Origin of the sequence: Arthrobacter sp. zg-Y820 (assembly GCF_030142155.1) — a bacterium.
Lineage (GTDB): Bacteria > Actinomycetota > Actinomycetes > Actinomycetales > Micrococcaceae > Arthrobacter_B.
Genome location: NZ_CP126247.1, coordinates 3,074,545 through 3,099,786, shown reverse-complemented (window position 1 = coordinate 3,099,786; position 25,242 = coordinate 3,074,545). Strand labels below are relative to the sequence as shown.

21 protein-coding genes and 1 tRNA gene are annotated in these 25,242 nt (G+C 65.5%); 20 read left to right on the top strand and 2 right to left on the bottom strand.

The window, feature by feature from the left end; genetic code table 11:
* Positions 1–23: 23 nt before the first annotated feature.
* Positions 24–1,244 carry a pyridoxal phosphate-dependent aminotransferase gene (locus QNO08_RS14050; protein WP_229964861.1) on the bottom strand — a complete coding sequence of 407 codons (1,221 nt, stop codon included), beginning with the start codon at positions 1,242–1,244 and terminating at the stop codon, positions 24–26.
* A 313-nt stretch (positions 1,245–1,557) separates the two neighbouring features.
* Between QNO08_RS14050 and QNO08_RS14045 the strand changes: the two genes are divergently transcribed.
* The 8 genes from QNO08_RS14045 to rplL all read left to right on the top strand — a co-directional run bounded on the left by QNO08_RS14045 (position 1,558) and on the right by rplL (position 6,900).
* Positions 1,558–1,630 (top strand) — tRNA-Trp (locus tag QNO08_RS14045).
* A 97-nt stretch (positions 1,631–1,727) separates the two neighbouring features.
* Entirely contained in the window at positions 1,728–1,994 is a 267-nt protein-coding gene (gene secE, locus QNO08_RS14040) for a preprotein translocase subunit SecE (protein WP_229964862.1), read from the top strand.
* Positions 1,995–2,089: 95 nt separating this feature from the next.
* Positions 2,090–2,926, top strand: a complete 837-nt coding sequence (gene nusG, locus QNO08_RS14035) for a transcription termination/antitermination protein NusG (protein WP_229964863.1) — start codon at positions 2,090–2,092, stop codon at positions 2,924–2,926.
* 129 nt (positions 2,927–3,055) lie between these two features.
* Positions 3,056–3,487 (top strand): 50S ribosomal protein L11, encoded by a 432-nt coding sequence (gene rplK / locus QNO08_RS14030; RefSeq protein WP_229964864.1) that lies wholly within the window; start codon positions 3,056–3,058, stop codon positions 3,485–3,487.
* A gap of 144 nt (positions 3,488–3,631) precedes the next feature.
* Positions 3,632–4,339: a 50S ribosomal protein L1 gene (rplA, locus tag QNO08_RS14025; protein ID WP_229964865.1), complete on the top strand. Its 708-nt coding sequence runs from the start codon at positions 3,632–3,634 to the stop codon at positions 4,337–4,339.
* Between the two features lie 123 nt (positions 4,340–4,462).
* Positions 4,463–5,566 (top strand): GNAT family N-acetyltransferase, encoded by a 1,104-nt coding sequence (locus QNO08_RS14020; RefSeq protein WP_229964866.1) that lies wholly within the window; start codon positions 4,463–4,465, stop codon positions 5,564–5,566.
* Between the two features lie 317 nt (positions 5,567–5,883).
* The gene (rplJ, locus tag QNO08_RS14015) at positions 5,884–6,447 is read left to right on the top strand and encodes a 50S ribosomal protein L10 (RefSeq protein WP_229964867.1); all 564 of its coding nucleotides are present in this window, start codon (positions 5,884–5,886) and stop codon (positions 6,445–6,447) included.
* A gap of 78 nt (positions 6,448–6,525) precedes the next feature.
* On the top strand, positions 6,526–6,900 hold the full coding sequence (gene rplL / locus QNO08_RS14010) for a 50S ribosomal protein L7/L12 (RefSeq protein ID WP_229964868.1): 375 nt from the start codon (positions 6,526–6,528) through the stop codon (positions 6,898–6,900).
* A gap of 96 nt (positions 6,901–6,996) precedes the next feature.
* Here the strand turns inward: rplL and QNO08_RS14005 are convergent, their stop codons facing one another.
* Entirely contained in the window at positions 6,997–8,232 is a 1,236-nt protein-coding gene (locus QNO08_RS14005) for an acetyl-CoA C-acetyltransferase (RefSeq protein WP_229964869.1), read from the bottom strand.
* Positions 8,233–8,773: 541 nt separating this feature from the next.
* Here QNO08_RS14005 and rpoB point away from each other — a divergent pair.
* The 12 genes from rpoB (at position 8,774) to QNO08_RS13945 (ending at position 25,222) form a co-directional block, all read left to right on the top strand.
* The gene (gene rpoB / locus QNO08_RS14000) at positions 8,774–12,274 is read left to right on the top strand and encodes a DNA-directed RNA polymerase subunit beta (protein WP_229964870.1); all 3,501 of its coding nucleotides are present in this window, start codon (positions 8,774–8,776) and stop codon (positions 12,272–12,274) included.
* A 97-nt stretch (positions 12,275–12,371) separates the two neighbouring features.
* Positions 12,372–16,262 (top strand): DNA-directed RNA polymerase subunit beta', encoded by a 3,891-nt coding sequence (locus QNO08_RS13995; RefSeq protein WP_229964871.1) that lies wholly within the window; start codon positions 12,372–12,374, stop codon positions 16,260–16,262.
* A gap of 123 nt (positions 16,263–16,385) precedes the next feature.
* Entirely contained in the window at positions 16,386–17,183 is a 798-nt protein-coding gene (locus QNO08_RS13990) for an IclR family transcriptional regulator (RefSeq protein WP_229964872.1), read from the top strand.
* A 78-nt stretch (positions 17,184–17,261) separates the two neighbouring features.
* The gene (locus QNO08_RS13985) at positions 17,262–18,461 is read left to right on the top strand and encodes a 4-hydroxybenzoate 3-monooxygenase (RefSeq protein WP_229964873.1); all 1,200 of its coding nucleotides are present in this window, start codon (positions 17,262–17,264) and stop codon (positions 18,459–18,461) included.
* Between the two features lie 114 nt (positions 18,462–18,575).
* Positions 18,576–19,400: a protocatechuate 3,4-dioxygenase subunit beta gene (gene pcaH, locus QNO08_RS13980; protein ID WP_229964874.1), complete on the top strand. Its 825-nt coding sequence runs from the start codon at positions 18,576–18,578 to the stop codon at positions 19,398–19,400.
* A complete protein-coding gene (pcaG, locus tag QNO08_RS13975; RefSeq protein ID WP_229964875.1) occupies positions 19,400–19,966 on the top strand; it encodes a protocatechuate 3,4-dioxygenase subunit alpha in 567 nt (188 codons plus the stop codon). The genes pcaH and pcaG overlap by 1 nt, the downstream gene beginning before the upstream one ends.
* 3 nt (positions 19,967–19,969) lie before the next feature.
* The gene (locus QNO08_RS13970) at positions 19,970–21,403 is read left to right on the top strand and encodes a lyase family protein (RefSeq protein ID WP_229964876.1); all 1,434 of its coding nucleotides are present in this window, start codon (positions 19,970–19,972) and stop codon (positions 21,401–21,403) included.
* Positions 21,400–22,212, top strand: a complete 813-nt coding sequence (locus QNO08_RS13965) for an alpha/beta fold hydrolase (protein ID WP_229964877.1) — start codon at positions 21,400–21,402, stop codon at positions 22,210–22,212. The genes QNO08_RS13970 and QNO08_RS13965 overlap by 4 nt, the downstream gene beginning before the upstream one ends.
* 6 nt (positions 22,213–22,218) lie before the next feature.
* Positions 22,219–22,641: a 4-carboxymuconolactone decarboxylase gene (gene pcaC, locus QNO08_RS13960; protein ID WP_284015517.1), complete on the top strand. Its 423-nt coding sequence runs from the start codon at positions 22,219–22,221 to the stop codon at positions 22,639–22,641.
* A complete protein-coding gene (locus tag QNO08_RS13955) occupies positions 22,638–23,840 on the top strand; it encodes a thiolase family protein (RefSeq protein ID WP_229964878.1) in 1,203 nt (400 codons plus the stop codon). Before pcaC ends, QNO08_RS13955 begins: the two co-directional genes overlap by 4 nt.
* A gap of 12 nt (positions 23,841–23,852) precedes the next feature.
* Positions 23,853–24,536: a 3-oxoacid CoA-transferase subunit A gene (locus tag QNO08_RS13950; RefSeq protein ID WP_229964879.1), complete on the top strand. Its 684-nt coding sequence runs from the start codon at positions 23,853–23,855 to the stop codon at positions 24,534–24,536.
* A complete protein-coding gene (locus tag QNO08_RS13945; RefSeq protein ID WP_229964880.1) occupies positions 24,533–25,222 on the top strand; it encodes a 3-oxoacid CoA-transferase subunit B in 690 nt (229 codons plus the stop codon). The genes QNO08_RS13950 and QNO08_RS13945 overlap by 4 nt, the downstream gene beginning before the upstream one ends.
* Positions 25,223–25,242 lie beyond the last annotated feature (20 nt).

Sequence of the window (25,242 nt, the reverse complement as noted above, 5' to 3'; positions counted from 1 at the left end):
GGCCGGGAGGAGGACCGGTGCAGCTACTGGGCCCGGCCCAGAAATTCCTGCAGCCGGGACATGCCTGCCGCCAGGTCCTCGTCGCCGAGGGCGTACGACAGGCGGAGGTAGCCCGACGGTCCGAATGCCTCACCGGGGACCACCGCCACCTCCACCGTCTCCAGGATCAGTGCGGCCAGCTCCGCTGAGGTCTGCGGCCGCACCGGCCCGTTGCTGCCCGGGAATTCCCGCCCGAGGAGTCCGCGGACGTCGGCGTAGGCATAGAAGGCGCCCTCCGGCATGGGGCAGACGACCCCGTCAATCGAGTTCAGCGCCGAGACCATGGCCTTGCGGCGGCGATCGAAGGCAGTCTTCATGTCCTCGACGGCGGTCAGCGGCCCCGACACGGCGGCCAGCGCTGCCATCTGGGAGACGTTGGCAACGTTGGAGGACAGGTGCGACTGGAGGTTGGTGGCCGCCTTGATGACGTCGGCGGCGGCGATCATCCAACCCACGCGCCAGCCGGTCATGGCGTAGGTCTTGGCCACGCCGTTGAGCACAACCACCCTGTCGCCCAGCTCGGGCGCGGCGGTCGCGATGGAGGTGAACTCCACGCCGTCGTACGTCAGGTGCTCGTAAATTTCGTCGGTGACCACCCACAGGCCCTGCTCGGCTGCCCACCGGCCGATCGCCGCGACCTGCTCGGCGGGGTAGACGGCGCCGGTGGGGTTGGAGGGGGAGCAGAAGAGCAGCAGCTTGGTCTTGTCGGTGCGGGCGGCCTCGAGCTGCTCCACGGTCACCATGTAGCCCTGCTCGGGGCCGGCGAAAACCTCGACGGGAACCCCGCCGGCGAGCCGGATGGCCTCGGGGTAGGTGGTCCAGTACGGGGCGGGCAGCAGGACCTCGTCGCCGGGATTCAAGAGGGTGGCGAAGGCCTCGTAGACGGCCTGCTTGCCGCCGTTGGTCACCAGGATCTGGGACGGATCCACTGAGTAGCCCGAGTCACGCAGGGTTTTCGCCGCGATGGCCTTCTTCAGCTCCGGCAGGCCGCCGGCGGGGGAGTAACGGTGGAAACGGGGGGTGCGGGCGGCCTCGACGGCGGCGTCGACAATGTACTCCGGGGTGGGGAAGTCCGGTTCGCCGGCCCCGAAGCCGATCACGGGGCGTCCGGCGGCCTTGAGGGCCTTCGCCTTGGCATCTACGGCAAGAGTGGCGGATTCTGCGATGGAGGCGATGCGCTCTGAAATACGGCCGGTGGAAGGCATGACGTTCCCGTCTGTGGTTGCGGTGGCGTGTTTCCTCCCAGTTTAGGTGCAGGGGCAGGTCCCGGCCGTTTCTTGCGGTCGGGGCGGCGCCGGAATCAGCGCGGAAAGAGCGCCGGAAGGTCGGCGCAGCGCGGCGCGATCCGGCGGGATCCGGCCGGGAAAATGACGCCGCAGCGCACCCCTGGCGGCCCGGTTCGACGGAACCGGAAACATTGAGTAGACTAGACCTTCGGTGTTGAAGTCTCGACACTGGTTTGTGCCCGTCGCCGGTTCGCTGACGAGGGGTATTACCGGTAGAGTTGATTTCCTCCATAGGGTAGTGGCGCAATTGGTAGCGCAGCGGTCTCCAAAACCGCAGGTTGCAGGTTCGAGTCCTGTCTGCCCTGCGCACGACTGTCATCACGACAGCTCAGCAGTCCTTCATGAAGCAGCAGTCCCAGCACGCGCTGCGACTGTGAACCGAACAGATGAGTGAGGCGAAAGGTGACCGAGACAGCTGCCAGCAGCTCCAAGGGACACCCCTCCAGCGGGCCCAAGAAGCGCGGCTTCTTCGCGGCCATAACGCTCTTTCTGCGTCAGGTTGTTGCTGAACTGAAAAAGGTGGTTACCCCCACCCGCAAGGAACTGCTGAGATACACCCTCGTGGTCCTGGCCTTTGTGGTCGTGATGATCGTTATCGTGACAGTTCTGGATTTTGTCTTTGGTGCAGGAGCACTGTGGATCTTCGGTGAAGGCAGCGGCGAGAGCTAGCGCCCTGCCTGTGTTCCGCCCCAAGGGCAGGAACCGCAGGCCTTTGAGCTAGTGACAAACCCCATAGAGCTCTGAAGAAGAAAGCAGGAATCTACGTGTCCGAGCAAGAACTCGAATCACAGATCAATGACGAAACCGCTGATCTGGATGCCGAGGATGAAACGACCGCAGCGGACGCCGCCGAGGCCACCGCTGAGGGCGATGTGACGGCAGAAGACGCCGATACCGCCGATGAGGCCGTGAACTCTGATTCCGCAGACTCCGAAGACTCAGTCTCCGACGACTCCGCATCTGAAGGCTCCGCAGAAGATGATTCTGCAGAAGAGCCCGAGGAAGATCCCGCAGAGGCCTTCAAGGCCAAGCTGCGCCGCCAGGAGGGTGACTGGTACGTCATCCACTCCTACGCAGGTTACGAAAACCGCGTCAAGGCAAACCTCGAGACCCGCATCCAGACCCTGGACATGGAAGAGAACATCTTCGAAATCCAGGTTCCGATGGAGGAAGTCGTCGAGATCAAGAACACGACCCGCAAGATCGTCAACCGGGTGCGCATCCCCGGTTACGTTCTGGTCCGCATGGAACTGACCGACGCGTCCTGGGGCGTTGTCCGGCACACTCCCGGCGTCACCGGCTTCGTGGGCAACGCCCACAACCCGGTGCCGCTGAGCCTCAAAGAGGTTTACTCCATGCTGGAGCACACAGTGGTTTCCCCGAAGACCGAAGCCGGCAAGCCCGCGCAGGAGTCTTCGAACTACGCAGTGGACTTCGAGGTCGGCGAGCCCGTAACGGTCAACGAAGGCCCGTTCGAGACGCTCCAGGCCACGATCTCCGAGATCAAGCCCGAGTCCCAGCAGCTGGTGGTCCTCGTGACCATCTTCGAGCGCGAGACTCCGGTGACCCTTGGCTTCGGCCAGGTCACGAAGCTGCAGTAGCACAAAGACTTCGTTGTCTGCAGGTCCGCTTTACCCTGCCGGCAGCGTCCGGCCGCCACGCCATGGCGGCCACCAACCCGGACGGACGCTCCTGTTCCCCGGGAACATAATTTAGAGAAGGACCCTTTCATGGCCCCCAAGAAAAAGGTCACCGGCCTCATCAAGCTGCAGATCAACGCAGGTGCCGCCAACCCGGCTCCTCCGATTGGTCCGGCACTTGGCCAGCACGGTGTCAACATCATGGAATTCTGCAAGGCGTACAACGCTGCAACGGAATCCCAGCGCGGCAACGTCATCCCCGTGGAAATCACGGTCTACGAAGACCGTTCCTTCACCTTCATCACGAAGACTCCTCCGGCTGCCCAGCTGATCAAGAAGGCCGCCGGCGTCGCCAAGGGTTCCGCAACCCCGCACACCACCAAGGTTGCCAACCTGACGCAGGCCCAGGTCGAAGAGATCGCCACCATGAAGATGGAAGACCTCAACGCCAACGACGTGAAGGCTGCCGCCAAGATCATCGCCGGCACCGCCCGCTCCATGGGTATCACCGTAGAAGGCTAATCAGCCCGCACTTCCGGAAAGCGGGTCCGCCCGCCGACCAAACATTTACACTCATAAAAAGCTGATCGTGCCATCGGGCACGACGGCGTGTGGCAGGGCCGAGCGCGGTCCGACAGACCACGACTGCACAAGGAGAAAAAGCAGATGGCAAAGCGCAGCAAAGCATATGAAGCAGCTGTAGCCAAGATCGATGCGGACAAGCTGTACGCACCGGTTGAGGCTGTAGAGCTGGCGAAGGCAACCAACCCGTCCAAGTTCGATGCGACTGTAGAGGTTGCCTTCCGTCTGGGCGTTGACCCCCGCAAGGCCGATCAGATGGTCCGCGGCACGGTCAACCTGCCCCACGGTACGGGTAAGACCGCCCGCGTCCTGGTTTTCGCAACGGGCGAAAAGGCAGAGCAGGCTATTGCAGCCGGCGCTGACTTCGTTGGTTCCGATGACATGATCGAAAAGGTTGCAGCAGGCTGGGTCGACTTCGACGCCGCCGTTGCTACCCCGGACATGATGGGCAAGGTCGGCCGCCTGGGCCGTGTCCTGGGCCCGCGTAACCTGATGCCGAACCCGAAGACCGGCACGGTTACGCCGAACGTCGCCAAGGCTGTCACCGACATCAAGGGCGGAAAGATCGACTTCCGCGTCGACAAGCACTCCAACCTGCACTTCATCATCGGCAAGGTGTCCTTCGATCAGCAGAAGCTGGCCGAGAACTACGCTGCAGCCCTTGAAGAAGTTCTGCGCCTGAAGCCGTCCGCTTCCAAGGGACGCTACATCCAGAAGGCAACCGTCTCCACCACGTTCGGCCCGGGCATCTCCGTGGACCCGGCCGTGACCAAGGTACTTGCCGACGCGTAATTGGTTTTAGGCCTAACCGGCCCCAAGGGACGCTGGCCGTCCCGAATCCGCTGAAGGCGGCCGCAGCTTTTCGCTGCGGCCGCCTTTTGCGTATCTGCAGGCACTTCCGGCAGGATGTGAGCCATGACTAAAACGGTCCCCGTGATATCCCCGCTCGTCATTCCCTCTAGCCTGGACCCGGGGGATCCTGCCGCCGCGGACTTTATAGCCGCGGGCCAATTGCTGAACGACCACATGCTGGAGCTGTGGGGCAACACCGACTTCCATGACTCGCCTGCAACGCAGCTGGCCGGGTGCCGCCCCTCGCCGGTGCGGCGGCGGGTGCTGCTGGCCGCCCGCTCCGGCAAGGAGATTCTGGGGCTGGCGACGCTGAGCCTGCCGCTGGCCGACAACACGCACTCCGCCTCGGTGAAAGTGGTGGTGGCACCGCAGGCACGCCGGGCGGGGCTCGGTTCGCGCCTGTACGCAGCAGTCGAGCAGGCGGCGGCAGCCGGAGGCCGAAGGACGATCCTGAGCGAGACGGACCATCCGGAGCGGCCCGCTGCGGGCAGCGGCGGCACGCTTGCACCGAAAAGCGGAGCGGGCAGCATCCCCGCCGACGCTGCCGCTGTCTTCGCCACGAAAAGCGGCTTTAGCCTGGAACAGGTGGAGCGGATCAGCAGGCTGGATCTGGCGGCAGCCGCCGTCGGGCAGGAAGCGCTTGACGCCGCGGCAGCCGCGTCCGGTGCCGACTATGGTCTCGAATTCTGGCGCGGTGCGTGCCCGGAGCGCCTCGTGGACGCGTATGCGCGGCTGAAACAGGCGATGAGCGTGGCTCCGCCAATGGCCGGCTTGGATGTCGAAGAGGAACAGTGGGACGCCGCCCGCGTCCGGGAGGCCGAGCGGAAGGCGCTGGACATGGACGCCGAGGTGCTGGTCAGTGCGGTGCGGCACCTTCCCACCGGAGCGCTGGCCGGGCACACGGTGCTGATGGTGTTCAACAGCAATCCGGCGGTCGCCTTCCAGGACGACACACTGGTTCTCCGGGAGCACCGGGGCCACCGGCTCGGCATGCTGCTCAAGGCCGCGAACCTGGTCCGGCTGCGGGAAGAGCTGCCGGAAACCGCCCGGATCTGGACGTGGAATGCGGCCGAGAACGAGCACATGCTGGCCATCAATGACGAGCTTGGCTTTCAGCCGGCGGGTTATTCGGGGGAGTGGCAGAAGGTGATCGGCGGCGCTTCCTGACGCCGCGCCGCCCGGCCGGACCGGCCCTGCGCAGGGGATTTGGCCGGGCGGTGATTCTCCCGTACTCTGGATATACCAAAGACCGTCGGTCGATGTGCTTTCAATCCCATCCTTAGCTCCCGGAACTCCAGGCGCGCGGATGGACCTCGGTTGATCGGACATCCGAAAGTCCCTTCAGAGGGCGGCCTGCGCAGGTGAACGAACTCAGCAAACGGTACGCTTATGCGTTACCACTGCTCAGCCCCGTGCATCTGCCCGGGGCGTTTTTTATGTTCGGGACCCGATCCACCGGCACTATTCCCCGGAAGGAGGGTTAGATGGCAACGCCAACAAAGGTAACGGCTGTTGAAGAAATCGTCACCGATTTCAAGGATTCAACTGCTGCCGTCCTAACCGAATACCGCGGGCTCACCGTTGCACAGCTCAAGGAGCTGCGTCGTTCGCTCGGCCAGGACACCAAGTACTCGGTCGTCAAGAACACCCTGACTGGCATTGCAGCCAAGGAAGCCGGCATCGACGCGTTCGACGGCCAGCTTGCCGGACCTACTGCAATCGCCTTCATCAAGGGTGACGCAGTTGCAGCTGCAAAGAGCCTGACGGATTTTGCCAAGACCAACCCGCAGCTCATCATCAAGACCGGCGTTTTCGAGGGCAACAACCTCGACGCAGCCGGTGTTGCCGCTTTGGCTGCTCTTGAATCCCGTGAGTTCCAGCTCGCACGCGTCGCCGGTGTCCTCAAGGCACCGATGTCCATGCTGGTCCGCTCGGTAGATGCACTGCGCCTGAAGCTCGACGAGGGCACCGAATCTGCTCCCGCTGCGGAAGAGGCTCCGGCCGCCGCAGAAGAAGCTCCGGCCGCAGAAGCAGCCACCGAAGAGTAATCGCTCTTCCAATCCACACTCCGGTGCCGACGCACCACATTGGTGCCCGCGCACCACTTATAGGAAGGACGCCACACCATGGCGAAGCTGACCAACGAAGAGCTCATTGCAGCCTTCAAGGAACTGTCCATCATCGAGCTTTCTGATTTCGTGAAGCTCTTCGAAGAGACCTTCGACGTTACCGCTGCTGCTGTTGCAGTTGCCGGTCCCGCCGGTGGCGCTGCCGAGGCCGAGGAAGAGAAGACTGAATTCGACGTCATCCTCGAAGCCGCCGGCGACAAGAAGATCGCAGTGATCAAGGAAGTTCGTGCCCTGACTTCCCTGGGCCTGAAGGAAGCCAAGGACGTTGTCGACAGCGCCCCGAAGGCTGTCCTGGAAGGCGCTACGAAGGAAGCCGCAGAGAAGGCAAAGGACGCCCTCGAGGCTGCCGGCGCCACGGTTACCGTCAAGTAGTAGTTTTTTCCTTCCGCAGCTTTCCGCTGCGGAGAACAGAAAGACCCCGTTCCTTGGAACGGGGTCTTTCTGCGTTTCGGCCCGGAGCCGGGTGGATCAGGACAGTTCGCGGTAAAGCAGCAGCGCTTCGCCCTGGCCGCCGCCGCCGCACAGGGCAACCGCCGCCCGGCCGGAGCCGCGGCGCATCAGTTCATGGGCGGCCGTCAGCGCCAGCCGGGCACCGGAAGCACCGATGGGGTGGCCCAGCGCGATCGCGCCGCCGTGAAGATTGCACTGGTCCAGGTCCATGCCGAGCTCATTCAGGGACTGGACGGCCACCGCGCCAAAGGCCTCGTTGATTTCGATGAAGTCCAGGTCCGCGGCGTTCCATCCCGCCCGGTCCAGGGCGGCGAAGACGGCGTTGGCCGGCTGGGAATGCAGGGTGTTGTCCGGGCCGGCCACCTGGCCCGGAGCGCCGACGACGGCGAGCACGTCGAGCCCGTTTTCCTCCGCATAGGTGCGGGTCGTGAGAATCAGGGCCGCGGCGCCGTCGGACAGCGGGGACGAATTTCCGGCGGTGATGGTGCCCTCGGGGTCAAAGGCCGGTCGGAGGCCGGCGAGCGTGTCCGAGGTGGTGCCGGGCCGGACCCCCTCGTCGGCGGTAAGCACCAGGGGCTCGCCCTTGCGCTGGGGAACGGTGACCGGCACGATCTCGGTGTCGAACACACCGGAGGCCATGGCTGCGGCGGCCCGGCGGTGGGAAGCGGCGGCGACTTCGTCCTGTTCCAGCCGCTTGATCGCCAGCTTGGTGTTGCCGCGCTCGGTGGAAACCCCCATGGACTCGTTGTCGAAGGCATCGGTCAGGCCGTCGTGGGCCACCGAGTCGAGCGCCGAAATGTTTCCGTAGTTCCAGCCCTGGCGGGACCCGGGCAGCAGGTGCGGGCCGCGGGTCATTGATTCCTGGCCCCCGGCAACCACCACGGTGGCCTCGCCGCCCCGGATCAGCCGCGCGGCGTCGATCACCGCAGCCAGACCCGAAAGGCACACCTTGTTGATGGTGACGGTTGGGACGTTCCAGCCGATGCCGGCCCTGATGGAGGCCTGCCGGGCCGGGTTCTGGCCGCAGCCGGCCTGGACGACGTGCCCCATGATGACCGCGTGCACGTCGGCGGCCGGAACACGGGCCTTTTCCAAGGCTCCGGCAATGGCGAAGGCGCCGAGTTCAACAGCGGTGAAGGAGGCGAGCTGGCCGTTCAGGCGGCCCTGCGGGGTGCGGGCACCGCCAACGATGACCACATCGGTTCCGGCTGCTGCTTCTTGGCCTGCGGGTGCCTGGTCTGGGCGGTTGCTCATGGCGGGAATCCACTTTCGTCGTTGAATGTTGGGTGCGGCCGGCGGTGCACCAGGCACCTGCCCGGCGTCCGCTGGGACGGCGGGCACGGATCGAGCGCTGGAACTAGGGTACGCCAACCGGCGGGGCGGAGGAGAGTGTCATCACACCGCGGGGAGGCCTTGCGCACCACCTGGACGTGCGATCCGCGCATCGTGCGGTAAGATATCTGTATCCGATGCGTCAGCGGTGCGCCGGTGTTGCCTGTAGCTCCCCGTTCCACGGTGATCTGGTTGATCGAATTCTCTCGAATCCAGACACGGTCCGGCGGGTCGAGCGAAGCAGGGGTTGCGGTACCGGGTAGACTTGTCTGCCCGCAATGCCCTATAGTTAATATTTGCTTCCCTCTCTTAACCTTCAGCCTTCATATAGCGGTGGGCTTTGTCCTGTGCCAGGCCGCGTCTTCGCGCGCCCGGCAGGATGCAAGGACGCACGCGGACCAGGTCCGCTCTGTGCAGAGAAGGAGGCGCGAAACACGCCTGAAGGTCTGTGGAAGGATCCCTCTTGGTCGCCTCGAGCACCTCTAATAATGCAACCGCTAACATCCCGGAGAACATCGCTCCCCGGATTTCATTCGCAAAGATTCACGAACCGCTTGACGTTCCCAATCTTCTTGCCCTGCAGACCGACAGCTTTGACTGGCTTGTCGGCAACGAGCGCTGGAAGGCGCGCGTAGAAAAGGCCAAGCAGACCGGGGAACAGGGCATTGCCACCACCTCCGGCCTGGCCGACATCTTCGAGGAAATCTCCCCGATCGAAGACTTCCAGGGCACCATGTCCCTGAGTTTCACCGAGCCGGAATTTGCCGACCCGAAGTACACCATGGCTGAGTGCAAGGACCGGGACGCAACCTACTCGGCCCCGTTGTACGTTAAGGCCGAGTTCATGAACAACAACACGGGCGAAATCAAGCAGCAGACCGTGTTCATGGGCGACTTCCCCCTGATGACAGACAAGGGAACGTTCGTCATCAACGGCACCGAGCGTGTCGTTGTTTCCCAGCTGGTCCGTTCGCCGGGTGCCTACTTCGAGCGCACCGCGGACAAGACCAGTGACAAGGACATCTACACCGCGAAGATCATTCCTTCCCGCGGTGCATGGTTTGAACTGGAAATCGACAAGCGCGATCAGGTCGGCGTTCGCCTTGACCGCAAGCGCAAGCAGTCAGTTACCGTCCTGCTCAAGGCCCTGGGCTGGACCGAAGGCCAGATCCTGGAGACCTTCGGCGAGTACGACTCGATCCGCGCCACCCTGGAGAAGGACCCCACGGAAACCCGTGAGGATGCCCTCCTGGACATCTACCGCAAGCTCCGTCCGGGCGAGCCGCCCACGGTTGAGGCTGCCCAGACCCTGCTGGACAACCTGTACTTCAACCCGAAGCGCTACGACCTGGCCAAGGTTGGCCGTTACAAGATCAACCGCAAGCTGGGCATCGACAAGCCGCTGACGGATTCCGATGCTTCGGTCCTGAACAACGAAGACATCGTTGCGATGATCAAGTTCCTCGTAGCCCTGCACGCCGGCGAGAAGACCGTACCGGGCAAGCGCAACGGCGACGACGTGGACATCCGCGTCGAGGTTGACGACATCGACCACTTCGGCAACCGCCGTATCCGCGCCGTCGGCGAGCTCATCGAAAACCAGATCCGTACGGGCCTGTCCCGCATGGAGCGCGTTGTGCGTGAGCGCATGACCACTCAGGACGTCGAGGCCATCACGCCGCAGACCCTGATCAACATCCGGCCCGTCGTGGCAGCGATCAAGGAGTTCTTCGGAACCTCCCAGCTCTCGCAGTTCATGGACCAGAACAACCCGCTCGCCGGACTGACGCACAAGCGCCGCCTGTCCGCGCTGGGCCCGGGTGGTCTGTCCCGTGACCGTGCAGGCATGGAAGTCCGAGACGTTCACCCCTCGCACTACGGCCGCATGTGCCCCATCGAAACCCCTGAAGGCCCGAACATCGGCCTGATCGGTTCGCTGGCGTCCTACGCCCGGATCAACGCGTTCGGTTTCATCGAAACCCCGTACCGCAAGGTCATCGACGGCGTCGTCACGGACCAGGTTGATTACCTGACCGCCGACGACGAAGTTGAGCGCACCATTGCCCAGGCAAACGCTCCGCTGCGCGAAGACCAGCACTTCGCCGAGGACCTCGTCCTCGTCCGTGCCCGCGGCGGTTCCGGCGAGCCGGTTCTCGTTGAGCCCAACGGTGTGGAATACATGGACGTCTCGCCGCGCCAGATGGTGTCGGTGGCCACCGCCCTGATTCCGTTCCTGGAGCACGATGACGCCAACCGCGCCCTCATGGGTGCGAACATGCAGCGCCAGGCAGTGCCGCTGCTCCGTTCCGAGCGCCCCGTTGTGGGTACCGGCATGGAGAAGTACGCCGCCGTTGACGCCGGTGACTCCGTTACCGCCGTCAAGCCGGGTGTCGTCACCGAGGTCTCCGCTGATCTCGTCACCGTGATGAACGACGACGGCACTGATTCCAGCTACCCGATCATGAAGTTCGCGCGCTCCAACCAGGGCAACGCGTACAACCAGCGGGTACTGGTCTCCGAAGGCGCACGCGTCGAGGTCAACAGCATCATCGCCGACGGTCCCTCCACGGACCAGGGCGAGCTGGCTCTGGGTAAGAACCTGCTCGTGGCATTCATGTCATGGGAAGGCCACAACTACGAAGATGCCATCATCCTCTCGCAGCGCATGGTGTCGGACGATGTCCTGACCTCCATCCACATCGAGGAGCACGAAGTCGATGCCCGCGACACCAAGCTTGGTGCCGAGGAAATCACCCGTGACATCCCCAACGTGTCGGAGGAAGTGCTCTCCCAGCTGGACGAGCGCGGCATCATCCACATTGGTGCCGAGGTTGAAGCCGGCGACATCCTGGTTGGCCGCGTCACCCCCAAGGGCGAAACGGAACTGACCCCGGAAGAGCGCCTGCTGCGCGCCATCTTCGGTGAGAAGAGCCGCGAAGTCCGCGACACCTCGCTGAAGGTTCCCCACGGCGAGTCCGGAACGGTCATCGGTGTCCGCATCTTCGACCGTGACAACGACGACGAGCTGCCCCCGGGCGTCAACCAGCTGGTGCGCGTCTACGTGGCGCACAAGCGCAAGATCACGGACGGCGACAAGCTGGCCGGCCGCCACGGCAACAAGGGCGTCATCTCCAAGATCCTGCCGATCGAGGATATGCCGTTCCTGGAAGACGGAACCCCCGTCGACATCATCCTGAACCCGCTGGGTGTTCCGGGTCGAATGAACGTCGGCCAGGTCCTGGAAATCCACCTCGCGTGGGCTGCCAAGCAGGGCTGGAAGATCGAGGGAGAGCCGGATTGGGTCAAGAACCTGCCGTCCCTGCCGCGTGAATCCGGTCCCACCACGGTTGCCACCCCGGTGTTCGACGGCGCCAGTGAAGACGAAATCACCGGCCTGCTCGACTCCACCAACGTGACCCGTGACGGCAACCGCCTGATCGGTGCCTCGGGTAAGGCGAAGATGTTCGACGGCCGCTCCGGCCAGCCGTTCCCGGAGCCCATCTCGGTGGGTTACATGTACATCCTGAAGCTGCACCACCTTGTCGACGACAAGATCCACGCACGCTCCACCGGCCCGTACTCCATGATCACGCAGCAGCCGCTGGGTGGTAAGGCACAGTTCGGTGGCCAGCGCTTCGGTGAAATGGAAGTCTGGGCCCTGGAAGCGTACGGCGCTGCCTACACGCTGCAGGAACTGCTGACGATCAAGTCGGATGACATCCATGGCCGCGTGAAGGTCTACGAGGCCATCGTCAAGGGCGAGAACATCCCGGAGCCCGGCGTTCCGGAGTCCTTCAAGGTGCTCATCAAGGAAATGCAGTCGCTCTGCCTGAATGTGGAAGTCCTCTCCACCGAGGGCAACACGATTGAAATGCGTGACTCGGATGAAGAAGTCTTCCGGGCCGCGGAAGAACTGGGTATTGATCTGTCCCGCGCAGAGCCCAGCTCCGTAGAAGAGGTTTAGCCGAGCCGGCCGGTCCGCTTTTCGCGGGCCGGCCTCCGGCAGCCCCTTCCCGTACCCGAGACATTCAGATTTAGAGAACAAGAGAGAACAGGGACCCATGTCCAACGATTCCACGTTCGGCCTTATGCGAATCGGCCTTGCCACTGCGGATGAAATCCGCGGTTGGTCTTACGGCGAGGTCAAGAAGCCGGAAACCATCAACTACCGAACCCTGAAGCCGGAAAAGGACGGTCTTTTCTGCGAAAAGATCTTCGGTCCTTCCCGCGACTGGGAATGCTACTGCGGTAAGTACAAGCGCGTGCGCTTCAAGGGCATCATCTGTGAGCGCTGCGGCGTCGAGGTCACCCGTGCCAAGGTGCGCCGCGAACGCATGGGCCACATCGAGCTCGCCGCTCCCGTGACCCACATCTGGTACTTCAAGGGTGTTCCGTCCCGTCTGGGCTACCTCCTGGACCTGGCACCGAAGGACCTCGAAAAGGTCATCTACTTCGCTGCCTACATGATCACCTCGGTCGACGAAGAGAACCGCCACGCCGAACTGCCGAACCTGCAGGCCGAGCACGACCTGGAGCGCAAGCACCTCGTCGACCAGCGCGACTCCGACATTGCCGCCATCGCCAAGGATCTTGAAGGCGAAATTACCCGCCTCGAGGGCGAAGGCGCCAAGGCCGCCGACAAGAAGAAGGCCCGCGACTCCGCCGACCGCCAGATGGCCAAGGTCCGCCGCGACGCCGACAACAACATCGAGCGCCTCGAGCAGGTCTGGGAACGCTTCAAGAACCTCAAGGTCGGCGACCTCGAGGGCGACGAAGGCCTCTACCGCGAACTGCGCGACCGCTACGGTCTGTACTTCGAGGGCTCCATGGGTGCCGAAGCCATCAAGCAGCGCCTTGAGGACTTTGACATGCAGGCCGAGTCCGAGCTGCTGCGCGACATCATCCAGAACGGCAAGGGCCAGCGCAAGACGCGCGCCCTGAAGCGCCTGAAGGTTGTCAACGCGTTCCTGACCACGACCAACAGCCCGCTGGGCATGGTCCTGGACGCCGTCCCGGTGATCCCGCCGGAACTGCGCCCGATGGTTCAGCTCGACGGCGGACGTTTCGCAACGTCCGACCTCAACGACCTGTACCGCCGCGTCATCAACCGCAACAACCGCCTGAAGCGCCTGCTGGACCTCGGTGCCCCCGAGATCATCGTGAACAACGAAAAGCGCATGCTCCAGGAAGCTGTTGACTCCCTGTTCGACAACGGCCGCCGCGGCCGTCCGGTCACCGGACCGGGCAACCGTCCGCTGAAGTCGCTGTCCGACATGCTCAAGGGCAAGCAGGGCCGCTTCCGCCAGAACCTCCTGGGTAAGCGCGTTGACTACTCCGGCCGTTCCGTCATCGTTGTCGGCCCGCAGCTGAAGCTGCACCAGTGCGGTCTGCCCAAGCAGATGGCCCTGGAGCTCTTCAAGCCGTTCGTGATGAAGCGCCTGGTTGACCTCAACCACGCGCAGAACATCAAGAGCGCCAAGCGCATGGTCGAGCGTTTCCGCCCGCAGGTCTGGGACGTGCTGGAAGAGATCATCACCGAACACCCGGTGCTGCTCAACCGTGCACCCACCCTGCACCGCCTGGGTATCCAGGCATTCGAGCCGCAGCTGGTTGAAGGCAAGGCCCTTCAGCTGCACCCGCTCGTCTGCGGCGCGTTCAACGCCGACTTCGACGGTGACCAGATGGCAGTGCACCTGCCGCTGAGCCCGGAGGCCCAGGCCGAGGCACGCATCCTGATGCTGTCCTCGAACAACATCCTGAAGCCCTCGGACGGCCGTCCGGTGACCCTGCCCTCGCAGGATATGATCATCGGCCTGCACCACCTCACCACCAAGAAGGAAGGCGTTGCAGGCGAAGGACGGTTCTTCACCTCACCGTCCGAAGCCCTGATGGCGTACGACCTTGGCGAGCTGGACCTGAACGCTCAGATCAGCATGCGCCTGGACGGCTTCGTGCCCTCCGCCGACCGTCCGGCTCCGGAAGGCTGGGTCGAAGGCACTCCCGCCCTCATCCAGACCTCCCTGGGCCAGGTCATCTTCAACCAGACCCTGCCGGCGGACTACCCGTGGGTTGAGAAGGTTGCAGACAAGGGCCAGCTGTCCACGATCGTGAACGACCTGGCCGAGCGCTACCCGAAGGTCATGACGGCGGCAACGCTGGATAACCTGAAGGACGCCGGTTTCTACTGGGCCACCCGCTCGGGCGTTACCGTTGCCATCTCCGACATCTCCGCGCCGATCGACAAGCCGGCCATCATGGAGGTTTACGAAGCACAGGCCGCCAAGGTTGAAGTGCAGTACGGCAAGGGCCTGATCGCTGAAGACGAGCGCCGCCAGGAGCTCATCGACATTTGGAACAAGGCAACCAACGAGGTTGCCGCGGCCATGCGTGCTAACATGCCCAAGGAAAACAACATCAACCGCATGGTGTCTTCGGGTGCCCGCGGTAACTGGCTGCAGGTCCGGCAGATTGCCGGTATCCGTGGCCTGGTGGCCAACCCGAAGGGCGAGATCATTCCCCGCCCGATCAAGTCCTCGTACCGCGAGGGCCTGTCGGTGCTGGAGTACTTCATCGCCACCCACGGTGCCCGTAAGGGTCTCGCCGATACCGCTCTGCGTACCGCCAACTCGGGTTACCTGACCCGTCGTCTGGTGGACGTTTCCCAGGACGTCATCGTCCGCGAGGAAGACTGCGGCACCGAGCGCGGCCTGAACGTGACCATCGCGGTTCCGGACTCCAACGGCGAACTGCAGCTGCACGAAGAGGTCGAGAACTCGGCGTACGCCCGTACGCTGGCCACCGACGTCACCGATGGCCAGGGCAACGTCCTGGCCAAGGGCGGCGACGATGTGGGCGACGTCCTCATCGCCAAGCTGTTCGAAGCCGGCGTCACGGACATCAAGGTCCGCTCCGTACTCACCTGTGAGTCCGCCGTCGGTACCTGTGCGCTTTGCTACGGCCGCTCCCTGGCCACGGGTAAGACCGTGGACATCGGCGAGGCCGTGGGCATCATTGCCGCTCAGTCCATTGGTGAGCCGGGTACCCAGCTGACCATGCGTACCTTCCACACCGGTGGTGTTGCTTCCGCGGAAGATATCACCCAGGGTCTGCCCCGTATCCAGGAGCTCTTCGAAGCACGTACCCCCAAGGGTGTTGCTCCGATCTCCGAGACCGCGGGCCGGGTCACCATCGAAGAGTCCGACCGCCAGATGCGTCTGGTTGTCACTCCCGATGACGGCTCCGAGGAAATCGCGTACCCGGTCCTGCGCCGTGCCCGCCTCCTGGTTGCCGACGGCGACCACGTCGAGGTTGGCCAGCAGCTGGTCTTCGGTGCGGTGGATCCCAAGCAGATCCTCCGTATCCTCGGCCCGCGCAAGGCACAGGAATTCCTGGTGGACGAAGTCCAGCGCGTGTACCGCAGCCAGGGCGTAGGCATCCACGACAAGCACGTGGAAGTCATCGTCCGCCAGATGCTGCGCCGCGTGACCGTGATCGAGTCCGGCGACTCCGACCTGCTCCCCGGTGAGCTGGCCGAGCGCCGCCGCTTCGAGAACGAGAACCGCCGCGTGGTTTCCGAGGGCAAGAAGCCGGCCTCCGGCCGTCCCGAGCTCATGGGTATCACCAAGGCATCGCTGGCGACCGAGTCCTGGCTGTCCGCTGCTTCCTTCCAGGAAACCACCCGCGTCCTGACGCAGGCGGCCATGGAAGGCAAGAGCGATCCGCTGCTCGGCCTCAAGGAAAACGTCATCATCGGTAAGCTGATCCCGGCCGGAACGGGCCTGCCCCGTTACACCGAGGTCACTGTCGAGCCGACCGAAGAAGCAAAGGCCAATCTGTTCACCGGCCCGAGCGCCTTCAGCGACTTCGACTACGCCGGAGTGGACGGCGGCCTGAGCCCCGAGTTCCACGCCATCCCGCTGGATGACTACGACATGGGCAGCGACTTCCGCTAACCAGTAACGCTTCGTCCCGGTTTCGCCCGAAACCGGCCTGAAGCAAGGGAAGGTCCCGCACCGTTTGGTGCGGGACCTTCCGCGTTAAGCGAAGTGCCGCTCACGCTGTGCCAGACTTTCAGAATGGCCAATTCCCCCTCCGGCGACTCCATGACTAGCCGGATCGTGCGCATCATCAGCGCGTTTGACGGGACGCACCCCGCAATGTCCGTCGCCGCGCTGTCCCGGCGCGCCGGCCTGCCGCTTTCTACGACGCACCGGCTGGCGACCGACCTGGTGGCCCACGGCCTGCTGCAGCGCGAGCCCGGGGGAGGCATCCGGCCGGGCATACGGCTCTGGGAACTGGCCAGCCGCAGTGCCAGCGCCCTGGACCTCAGGGCGGTCGCCATGCCGTTCATGGAGGACATCCAGGCCGTGGTGCGCCAGCACACCCAACTGTCGGTGCTGCAGGACGACGAGGTGCTCTTTATCGAACGGCTGTCCAGCCGCGGGTCGGTCCTGAACCGGGCCCGGGTCGCCAACCGGCTGCCGCTGCACATCTCCTCGTCCGGGATGGTGATGATGGCGCACTCGCCACGGCATGTCCAGGAGGCCTACCTCGGGCGGAGCGCCGCCGGAGCCGGGCAGGACGCCGCACCCTCCGGCGACGGGCTGAGGCAGCAGTGGGCCGCGATGCGCCAGTACGGATACGCCAGCCTGCCCGGGATCGTCGTGCCCGAAACCACCGGCATCGCCGTTCCCGTTTTCGACGCCGCCGGCAACGCCGTCGCCGCCATCGGCGTGGTGGTGCCCACCGGCGCCGAAAATCCCGCCGCCACGGTGCCCGCGCTGATGACGGCGGCTCGGGGGATCACCCGCGGGCTCGGGGTGGGCTCCGCCCATGCCGGGCCGCACCACAACGCAACCTTTCCCATTCAATGAGAACCGCTTAGCAGTGCCCCTGTGCCGCCGCTCACACTGGAAGACAGTTCCAATCGGTCGTCATCCAAGGAGTACTGCATGGGCGCAGCGCGCACTGTCCTGAAAACCACTGTCGGCATTGTGGGCGGCGGCCCCGCAGGGCTCATGCTGTCCCACCTCCTGGCCTCCGCCGGGATCGACAACATCGTGGTTGAGAAGCGGGACCACGAGGCCATCCGGACCACGCACCGTGCGGGGATCCTGGAACACGGATCCGTGCGCATGCTGACGGAGGGCGGCGTGAGCAACCGTGTCCTCACCCACGGCCACCGGCACGACGGCATCGACCTGCGCTTCGGCGGCGTCAGCCACCGTTTGGATTTCCAGGACCTGGTGGGAGAGTCAGTATGGCTCTATCCGCAAAACGAGGTATTCGTGGACCTGGCCGCCGCTCGGGACCGCGACGGCGGCGACGTGCGGTACGCAGTCTCCGGCACCGAGGTCCTTGACCTGCTGACCGGCACCCCCAAAATCCGCTTCACCGAAGCCGACGGCGCCGAGTTCGAGATCCACTGCGAGATCCTGGTGGGGGCTGACGGCTCCCAGGGCGTCTGCCGGCGGTCCATTCCCGCTGAACACCGCCGGGACAACTTCATCGAGTACCCCTTCGCCTGGTTCGGGATCCTCACCGAAGCGCCCCCGAGCGCACCGGAACTGATCTATGCCAACTCGGACCGGGGTTTTGCCCTGATCAGCCAGCGCAGCGACACCGTCCAGCGCATGTACTTCCAGGCGGATCCGACCGAAGACCCCGATGCCTGGACCGAAGATCAGATTTGGAACGAACTGCAGCAGCGCGTGGACGGTCCTGACGGCTTCGAACTCAAGCGCGGCCCCATCTTCGAAAAGACGCTCCTGAAATTCCGCAGCTACGTCTGCGAACCGCTGCGCTACGGCAACCTGTTCCTGGCCGGCGACGCCGGACACACAGTGCCGCCGACCGGCGCCAAGGGGCTGAATCTCGCCCTGGCCGACGTCCGGGTCCTCTTCGAAGCCATTGAATCCTTCTGCGCCGGCAACGGAAGCGGCCTGCTGGACGGCTACAGCGACCGCGCGTTGGAGCGGGTCTGGCGCGCCCAGAACTTTTCCTACTGGATGACGTCAATGCTGCACACCCGCACGGATGCCAGCGATTTCGAGCGCAAGCGGGCGCTGGGCGAGCTTGCCGGCGTCGTCGCCTCCCGCCACGGCAGTGCCTACCTCGCCGAGGCCTACACGGGGTGGCCGGGCAATCCGTAACAATTGTTCGCATCCTGAACATCTGTACACAAAGTGAACAATCCCGTAGGGTAGTGACGACCTCGGAGTGCCCGGCGGTCCGGGCAGGAAAAGGTTCCGTTGAAAGGAAAAACCATGGAGATCGAAGAAGATCAGTTTCAGGACAGCCATGTCATCACAGGGCCGGATTCCGCTCAGGCGTCGCAGGATGAAATCACTGCGGAGATCCGGGAGATCCACGGCGCCTACGGCAAGGGCGTAGCCGACGGCCGGCCGGAGGAAACCCAGCCCCGGCGGGATTTCACGCCGTACCGCAGCTCCATCCTGCGCCATCCCACCAAGGACCTGCACCACGCTGACCCCGAAACCATCGAGCTGTGGTCACCGGCGTTCGGCCATCAGGACGTCCACGCGCTGGAGAGCGACCTGACCATCCAGCACAACGGCGACCCCCTGGGCGAGCGCATCATCGTTCGCGGCCGTGTCCTTGACGGCAGCGGCCGGCCGGTGCGCAACCAGCTCGTGGAAGTCTGGCAGGCGAACTCCGCCGGCCGCTACATCCATAAGCGCGACCAGCACCCGGCCCCGATCGATCCCAACTTCACCGGCGTCGGCCGCTGCCTGACCGACGACGACGGCGGCTACCAGTTCACGACGATCAAGCCCGGCCCGTACCCGTGGAAGAACCACTACAACGCCTGGCGTCCGGCGCACATCCACTTCTCGCTGTTCGGCACCGACTTCACCCAGCGGTTGGTGACCCAGATGTACTTCCCCGGTGATCCGCTCTTCACGCTGGATCCGATCTATCAGTCGATCACCGATTCCAAGGCCCGTGACGCACTCGTCGCCACCTACGACCACAACGTGACGGCGCACGAATGGGCCACCGGCTACAACTGGGACATCGTGCTCAGCGGCAGCAACCGCACCTGGATGGAAGAAGAGGACGCAGAGTAATGAGCGAGCAGAAGCTTCAGCCCACCCCGGCGCAGACCGTCGGCCCCTTTTACGGTTACGCGTTGCCCTTCGAGAGGGACAGCCAGCTGCTCGCTCCGGGCCTTCCCGGTTCGATCCGGCTGCACGGCACCGTCCGCGACGGAGCCGGCGAAACCGTTCCCGACGCGCTGCTCGAAATCTGGCAGGCAGATGCCGCCGGCAACATCTCGCAGGAACCCGGCTCGCTCGTGCGCGACGGCTACACCTTCACCGGCTGGGGCCGGGCTGCCGTTGACGGGGCGGGCCACTACACGTTCACCACCGTCAACCCCGGGGCGACGGAGGACGGGGCGGCGCCGTTCATCTCGCTGCTCATTTTCGGCCGCGGGCTGATGAACAAGCTCCACACCCGGATCTACCTGCCGGAGAACGAAGAGGCGCTGGCCCGCGACCGGCTGCTGTCCTCGCTGCCGCCCGAGCGGCGCTCCACCCTGATCGCCGCCCGCGAAGCCGACGGCGGGCTGCGGTTCGACATCACGCTGCAGGGCGACGGCGAAACCGTCTTCCTCGCCTACCCCGAGGCATAGCGCATGAACGGCACGCACGGCGACGATAGAGGCCACGGCGACAGCGCAGACTACGGACTGCTGTCGCCGGCGTGGGCCGGCACCCGGGGCGCCGCGCTGACCGGCGACCGCCAGCTGCTGCAGGCGATGCTCGACGTCGAACTGGCCTGGCTGCACGTCCTGGCCGACGCGGGGATCGTGCCGGCGTCGGTGCCCGGCGCCGTCGCTCCGGCCTGCCGTGCGGACCTGTACGACCCGGCAGCCCTTGCCGCACGGTCCGCCGGGGGCGGCAATCCGGTGATTCCGCTCTTGGCCGACCTGCGCGCCCGGGTCCGGAAGGAAGACCCCGCAGCGGCTGCCGCCGTGCACCTGGCCGCCACCAGCCAGGACATCCTGGACACCGCCCTGATGGTTATGGCGGCACGCTCGCTGCAGGTCATCCGCGAGGACGCCGGCCGGACCATGTCGGCGCTGGCGGCCCTCGCCGTGGAACACCGCGGCACGCTCTGCGTGGCCCGGACCCTGACCCAGCATTCGCTGCCGTCAACCTTTGGCCTGCGCGCTGCGCAGTGGCTGCACGGTTTCGGCTCCGCCGCAGCCGCGCTGGACACCGCGGCGGCCGGACTGCCGCTGCAGTGGGGCGGTGCTTCCGGAACCCTGGCGGCCCTGCGCACGGCGGTGGACGGCAGCTCTTCGGCGGCGGCGCCGCTGGAGCTCAGCGACGCCCTGGCCGCGCGTCTGGGCCTGGCCGCTCCCGTGGCACCCTGGCAGGGCAACCGGCTGCCGGTCACCGGACTCGGCGCAGCACTGCAGGACCTGCTCTCCGCAGCCGGAAAGATCGCCAACGACGTGCTGCTGATGAGCCGGCCCGAAATCGGCGAGGTCTCCGAACCCCGTGCGGCCGGCCGGGGCGGTTCCTCGGCCATGCCGCAGAAACAGAACCCGGTGTTGTCGGTGCTCGTCCGCAGCGCAGCCCTCGCCGGACCCGGATACGGAGTCCAGCTGCAGGCCGCCGCCGGCACCGCCGACGACGAACGCCCCAGCGGCTCCTGGCACGTTGAATGGCAGGCGCTGCGCTCCCTGCTGCGCCTGGCCGCCGGGGCCGCGGAGAAACTGGCCGAACTGGCCGAGGGTTTGGACGTCCATCCCGAAGCGCTGCAGCGGAACCTCTCCGCCGCCGGACCGCTGGTGGTCAGCGAACGCCTGATGGCCACGATCGCACCGCTGCTTGAGGAGACCGGCCGCCCCGGCAGCGGCAAGGCCCGCCTGCAGGAGCTGGTCTCGGCCTCACTGGCCGGCGGTGAATCCCTGGCCGGGCTGCTGCGCGGCGCTGTTCCGGTGCAGGTGCTCTCCGACGCGGAGCTCTCGGCGCAGCTGGAACCGGCCAACTACCTCGGCGAATCCGATGCCCTGATCGACCGCATTGTCAGTGCCTACCCGGGAAGGAGCTCGTTGTGAGCATCCCCGTCATCAAAGCCAGCCGGCTCAGCTACGCCGGACCCGCAGCGCCCGTCCTGGTGGCCGGGCCGTCCCTGGGCACCTCCGGAACGGCCCTGTGGTCAGCAACGGCAGCGGCCCTCCCGGAATTCACCGTCATCGCCTGGGACCTGCCCGGGCACGGGACCAGTCCGGCAGCCACGGACGGATTCACCGTGGCGGAACTGGCCGACGCCGTCGCCGCCCTGGTGCAGGAAGCGCGCAACGCCGGTGACATCGGCCCGGGGCAGGGCGTTTGCTACGCCGGGGTGTCCCTGGGCGGGGTTGTCGGACTGCAGCTGGGCCTGGACCACGGCAAGGACTTCGAGGGGCTGGCCATCCTGTGCTCCGGGGCAAAGATCGGCGAACCCGAGGGCTGGCTGGACCGGGCTGCGACGGTGCGGAACCAGGGCACCCCCGCCGTGCTGACCGGCTCGGCCCAGCGCTGGTTCGCCCCCGGCTTCATCGAGCGCGAAAAGGAGGCAGCGACCGCGCTGCTGCACTCGCTGCAGGACGCAGACCGCTTCTCCTACGCGTACTGCTGCGAAGCCCTGGCCGGCTTCGACGTCCGTGAGCAGCTCGGCGACATCACCCTGCCGGTGCTTGCCGCGGCCGGCGCCGCCGACGAGGTGACGCCGCCGTCGTTTGCCGAGTTCATCGCCAACGGCACCCCCAACGGAACCAGCGCCGTCGTCGACGGCGCCGCACATCTGCTGCCGGCCGAGAAGCCGGCGGAAACCGCTGAACTCCTGCGCCGCTTCTTCGGCGCCGCGCACCAGGAAGGACTGTAGGACACCGTGATCGAGAATGCAGGCAAAACCCAGCAGGACGTGTACGACGAAGGCATGGCGGTGCGCCGCGAAGTGCTCGGGGCGGCTCACGTCGACCGGGCGAACGCCGCCAAGGACGATTTCACCTCGGACTTCCAGGACCTGATCACCAAGTACGCCTGGGGGAGCATCTGGACCCGCCCCGGCCTGCCGCGGACCATGCGCAGCGCGATCACGCTCACGGCGCTGATTGCGCACGGGCACATGGAGGAATTCGCCATGCACGTCCGGTCAGCGCTCACCAACGGGCTGAGCCGGGACGAGATCAAGGAAATCATCCTGCAGTCAGCCATCTACTGCGGCGTGCCGTCGGCCAACTCGGCGTTCAAGGTGGCCCAGGGCGTTTTCGCCGGGATTGACGCCGAAACCATGTCAGAGGAGACACGATGAACCAGGCCTATATTTACGACGCCGTCCGCACCCCGTTCGGCAAGTTCGGCGGCGCCCTGGCCGGCGTGCGGCCCGACGAGCTCGGGGCTCAGGTCATCCGCGCCGCGGTTTCCCGCGCCCCGGGCCTGGATCCGGACCGGATCGACGAGGTGGTCTTCGGCAACGCCAACGGCGCCGGTGAGGAAAACCGCAACGTCGCCCGGATGTCCTCCCTGCTGGCGGGCCTGCCCACCTCGGTGCCGGGCACCACGGTGAACCGGCTGTGCGGATCCTCCCTGGACGCCGCGCTGATTGCCTCCCGGCAGATCAACACCGGCGAAGCGGACCTCATGCTGATCGGCGGCACCGAGTCCATGAGCCGCGCGCCCTGGGTGCTGCCCAAGAATGAGAAGCCCTATCCCGCGGGCAACCAGACGCTCGCCTCCACCACTCTCGGGTGGCGCCTGGTGAACCCCGCCATGCCGGCTGAGTGGACGGTCTCCCTGGGAGAAGCCACCGAACAGCTGCGTGAGAAATACGGCATCAGCCGTGAACGGCAGGACGAGTTCGCGGCGCACTCGCACGTCCTCGCCGCCAAGGCCTGGGATGAAGGCCGCTACGACAACCTGACCGTCGCCGTCGACGGCGTGGACCTGGCCCGGGACGAATCCATCCGTGCCGGATCGACAGCGGAGAAACTGGCCACGCTCAAGACCGTGTTCCGTCCCGTCTCCGACGACGCGTCCGGCGGCACCGTCACCGCCGGCAACGCCTCCCCCCTGAACGACGGCGCCTCCGCGGCCTGGCTGGGCAGCGATGCTGCCGCTGACCTGCTGGGCCTGGCCCCGCTGGCCCGCATTGCAGGACGAGGCGCCGCCGCGAACGAGCCGCAGTTCTTCGGGTACGCCCCGGTGGAGGCGGCCAACCTGGCACTGAAACGCGCCGGCATCGGCTGGGGCGATGTGGCCGCCGTCGAACTCAACGAAGCCTTCGCCGCACAGTCCCTGGCCTGCATGGACGCCTGGGACATCGACCCGGCCATTGTTAATGCCTGGGGCGGCGCCGTCGCCATCGGTCATCCGCTCGGAGCCTCCGGCGCTCGGATCCTGGGCACGCTGGCACGCCGGCTGGAAGCCTCCGGCGAGCGCTGGGGCGTGGCCGCCATCTGCATCGGCGTGGGCCAGGGCCTGGCCGTCGTCCTGGAAAACACGAAGAACTAGCGGAGGAGAACCGTGCTCAACATTGTGCAGGACGTCGACCAGGCAGTAGCGCCGATCCACGACGGCGCCACCGTCATGATCGGCGGGTTTGGCCAGGCCGGGCAGCCCGTCGAGCTGATTGAAGCACTGCTGCGCCAGGGGGCAAGGGACCTGACGGTGGTGAACAACAACGCCGGAAACGGGGAGCACGGCCTGGCCGCGCTGATCGGCGCCGGCCGGGTGAAGAAAATCATCTGCTCTTTCCCGCGCCAGTCCGACTCCCAGATTTTCGACGCCAAGTTCCGCGCCGGGGAGATCGAGCTCGAGCTGGTGCCGCAGGGCAACCTCGCGGAACGCATCCGCGCCGCAGGCGCCGGCATCGGCGGGTTCTTCACTCCCACCGCCTTCGGCACCCCGCTGGCCGAGGGCAAGGAAACCCGGATGATTGACGGCCGGGGCTACGTTTTCGAGTCTCCGCTGCAGGCGGACTTCGCGCTGGTCAAGGCACTGCGGGGCGACGCCGCCGGGAACCTGGTTTACCGCAAGACCGCCCGCAATTTCGGCCCCATCATGGCGGCCGCCGCGAAGAACGCCATTGTTCAGGTCCGCGACCTGGTGGACGTCGGAGCATTGGACCCCGAGGCGGTCGTGACCCCCGGAATCTACGTCAACACGCTGGTCCGCGTGGAACAGGAACAGGAGCCGGCAGCAGCATGAGCAACCGCATCGAAGACACACAGGCCGTAACCGCCCACAGCGCCCGCCTGGACAAGAACCAGCTCGCCGAACTGGTGGCCCGGGACATCGCGCCCGGTTCGTTCGTGAACCTGGGCATCGGCCAGCCCACCCTGGTGTCGAACTACCTCCTGCCGGAGCAGAACGTTACCCTGCACACCGAAAACGGGATGCTGGGGATGGGTCCGGAGGCCCGCGGGGACGAGGTTGACGGTGACCTCATCAATGCCGGCAAGATTCCCGTCACCGAGCTGCCCGGAGCTGCCTACTTCCATCACGCCGATTCCTTCGCCATCATGCGCGGCGGACACCTCGACGTGTGCGTCCTGGGAGCCTTTCAGGTCTCGGCCTCCGGGGACCTGGCCAACTGGCACACCGGTGCGCCCGACGCCATCCCCGCCGTCGGCGGAGCCATGGACCTGGCCACCGGTGCCAAGGACGTGTACGTCATGATGTCCCTGTTCACGCGGGAGGGCGTCAGCAAGCTGGTTTCGGAATGCACCTATCCGCTGACCGGCGTCGGTTGCGTAACCCGCGTCTACACTGGTGAGGCGGTCTTCCTGCTTGAGGACGACGGCGTGCATGTGCGGGAAACCCACGGCGTCAGCTTCGAGGAGCTTGCGGCCGGCATGGACATTCCGCTGATCCGTGATCCGGGCGTCGAATAGGCGTTCCCGGCACTCGTTCC

Excerpts from the sequence above, each read along its gene's own strand:
- QNO08_RS14050 (WP_229964861.1), bottom strand. The coding sequence starts at position 1,244 with ATGCCTTCCACCGGCCGTATTTCAGAGCGCATCGCCTCCATCGCAGAA.
- rplK (WP_229964864.1), top strand. The coding sequence starts at position 3,056 with ATGGCCCCCAAGAAAAAGGTCACCGGCCTCATCAAGCTGCAGATCAAC.
- rplA (WP_229964865.1), top strand. The coding sequence starts at position 3,632 with ATGGCAAAGCGCAGCAAAGCATATGAAGCAGCTGTAGCCAAGATCGAT.
- QNO08_RS14020 (WP_229964866.1), top strand. The coding sequence starts at position 4,463 with ATGACTAAAACGGTCCCCGTGATATCCCCGCTCGTCATTCCCTCTAGC.
- rplJ (WP_229964867.1), top strand. The coding sequence starts at position 5,884 with ATGGCAACGCCAACAAAGGTAACGGCTGTTGAAGAAATCGTCACCGAT.
- rplL (WP_229964868.1), top strand. The coding sequence starts at position 6,526 with ATGGCGAAGCTGACCAACGAAGAGCTCATTGCAGCCTTCAAGGAACTG.
- QNO08_RS14005 (WP_229964869.1), bottom strand. The coding sequence starts at position 8,232 with ATGAGCAACCGCCCAGACCAGGCACCCGCAGGCCAAGAAGCAGCAGCC.
- QNO08_RS13995 (WP_229964871.1), top strand. The coding sequence starts at position 12,372 with ATGTCCAACGATTCCACGTTCGGCCTTATGCGAATCGGCCTTGCCACT.
- QNO08_RS13990 (WP_229964872.1), top strand. The coding sequence starts at position 16,386 with ATGGCCAATTCCCCCTCCGGCGACTCCATGACTAGCCGGATCGTGCGC.
- QNO08_RS13985 (WP_229964873.1), top strand. The coding sequence starts at position 17,262 with ATGGGCGCAGCGCGCACTGTCCTGAAAACCACTGTCGGCATTGTGGGC.
- pcaH (WP_229964874.1), top strand. The coding sequence starts at position 18,576 with ATGGAGATCGAAGAAGATCAGTTTCAGGACAGCCATGTCATCACAGGG.
- pcaG (WP_229964875.1), top strand. The coding sequence starts at position 19,400 with ATGAGCGAGCAGAAGCTTCAGCCCACCCCGGCGCAGACCGTCGGCCCC.
- QNO08_RS13970 (WP_229964876.1), top strand. The coding sequence starts at position 19,970 with ATGAACGGCACGCACGGCGACGATAGAGGCCACGGCGACAGCGCAGAC.
- QNO08_RS13955 (WP_229964878.1), top strand. The coding sequence starts at position 22,638 with ATGAACCAGGCCTATATTTACGACGCCGTCCGCACCCCGTTCGGCAAG.
- QNO08_RS13945 (WP_229964880.1), top strand. The coding sequence starts at position 24,533 with ATGAGCAACCGCATCGAAGACACACAGGCCGTAACCGCCCACAGCGCC.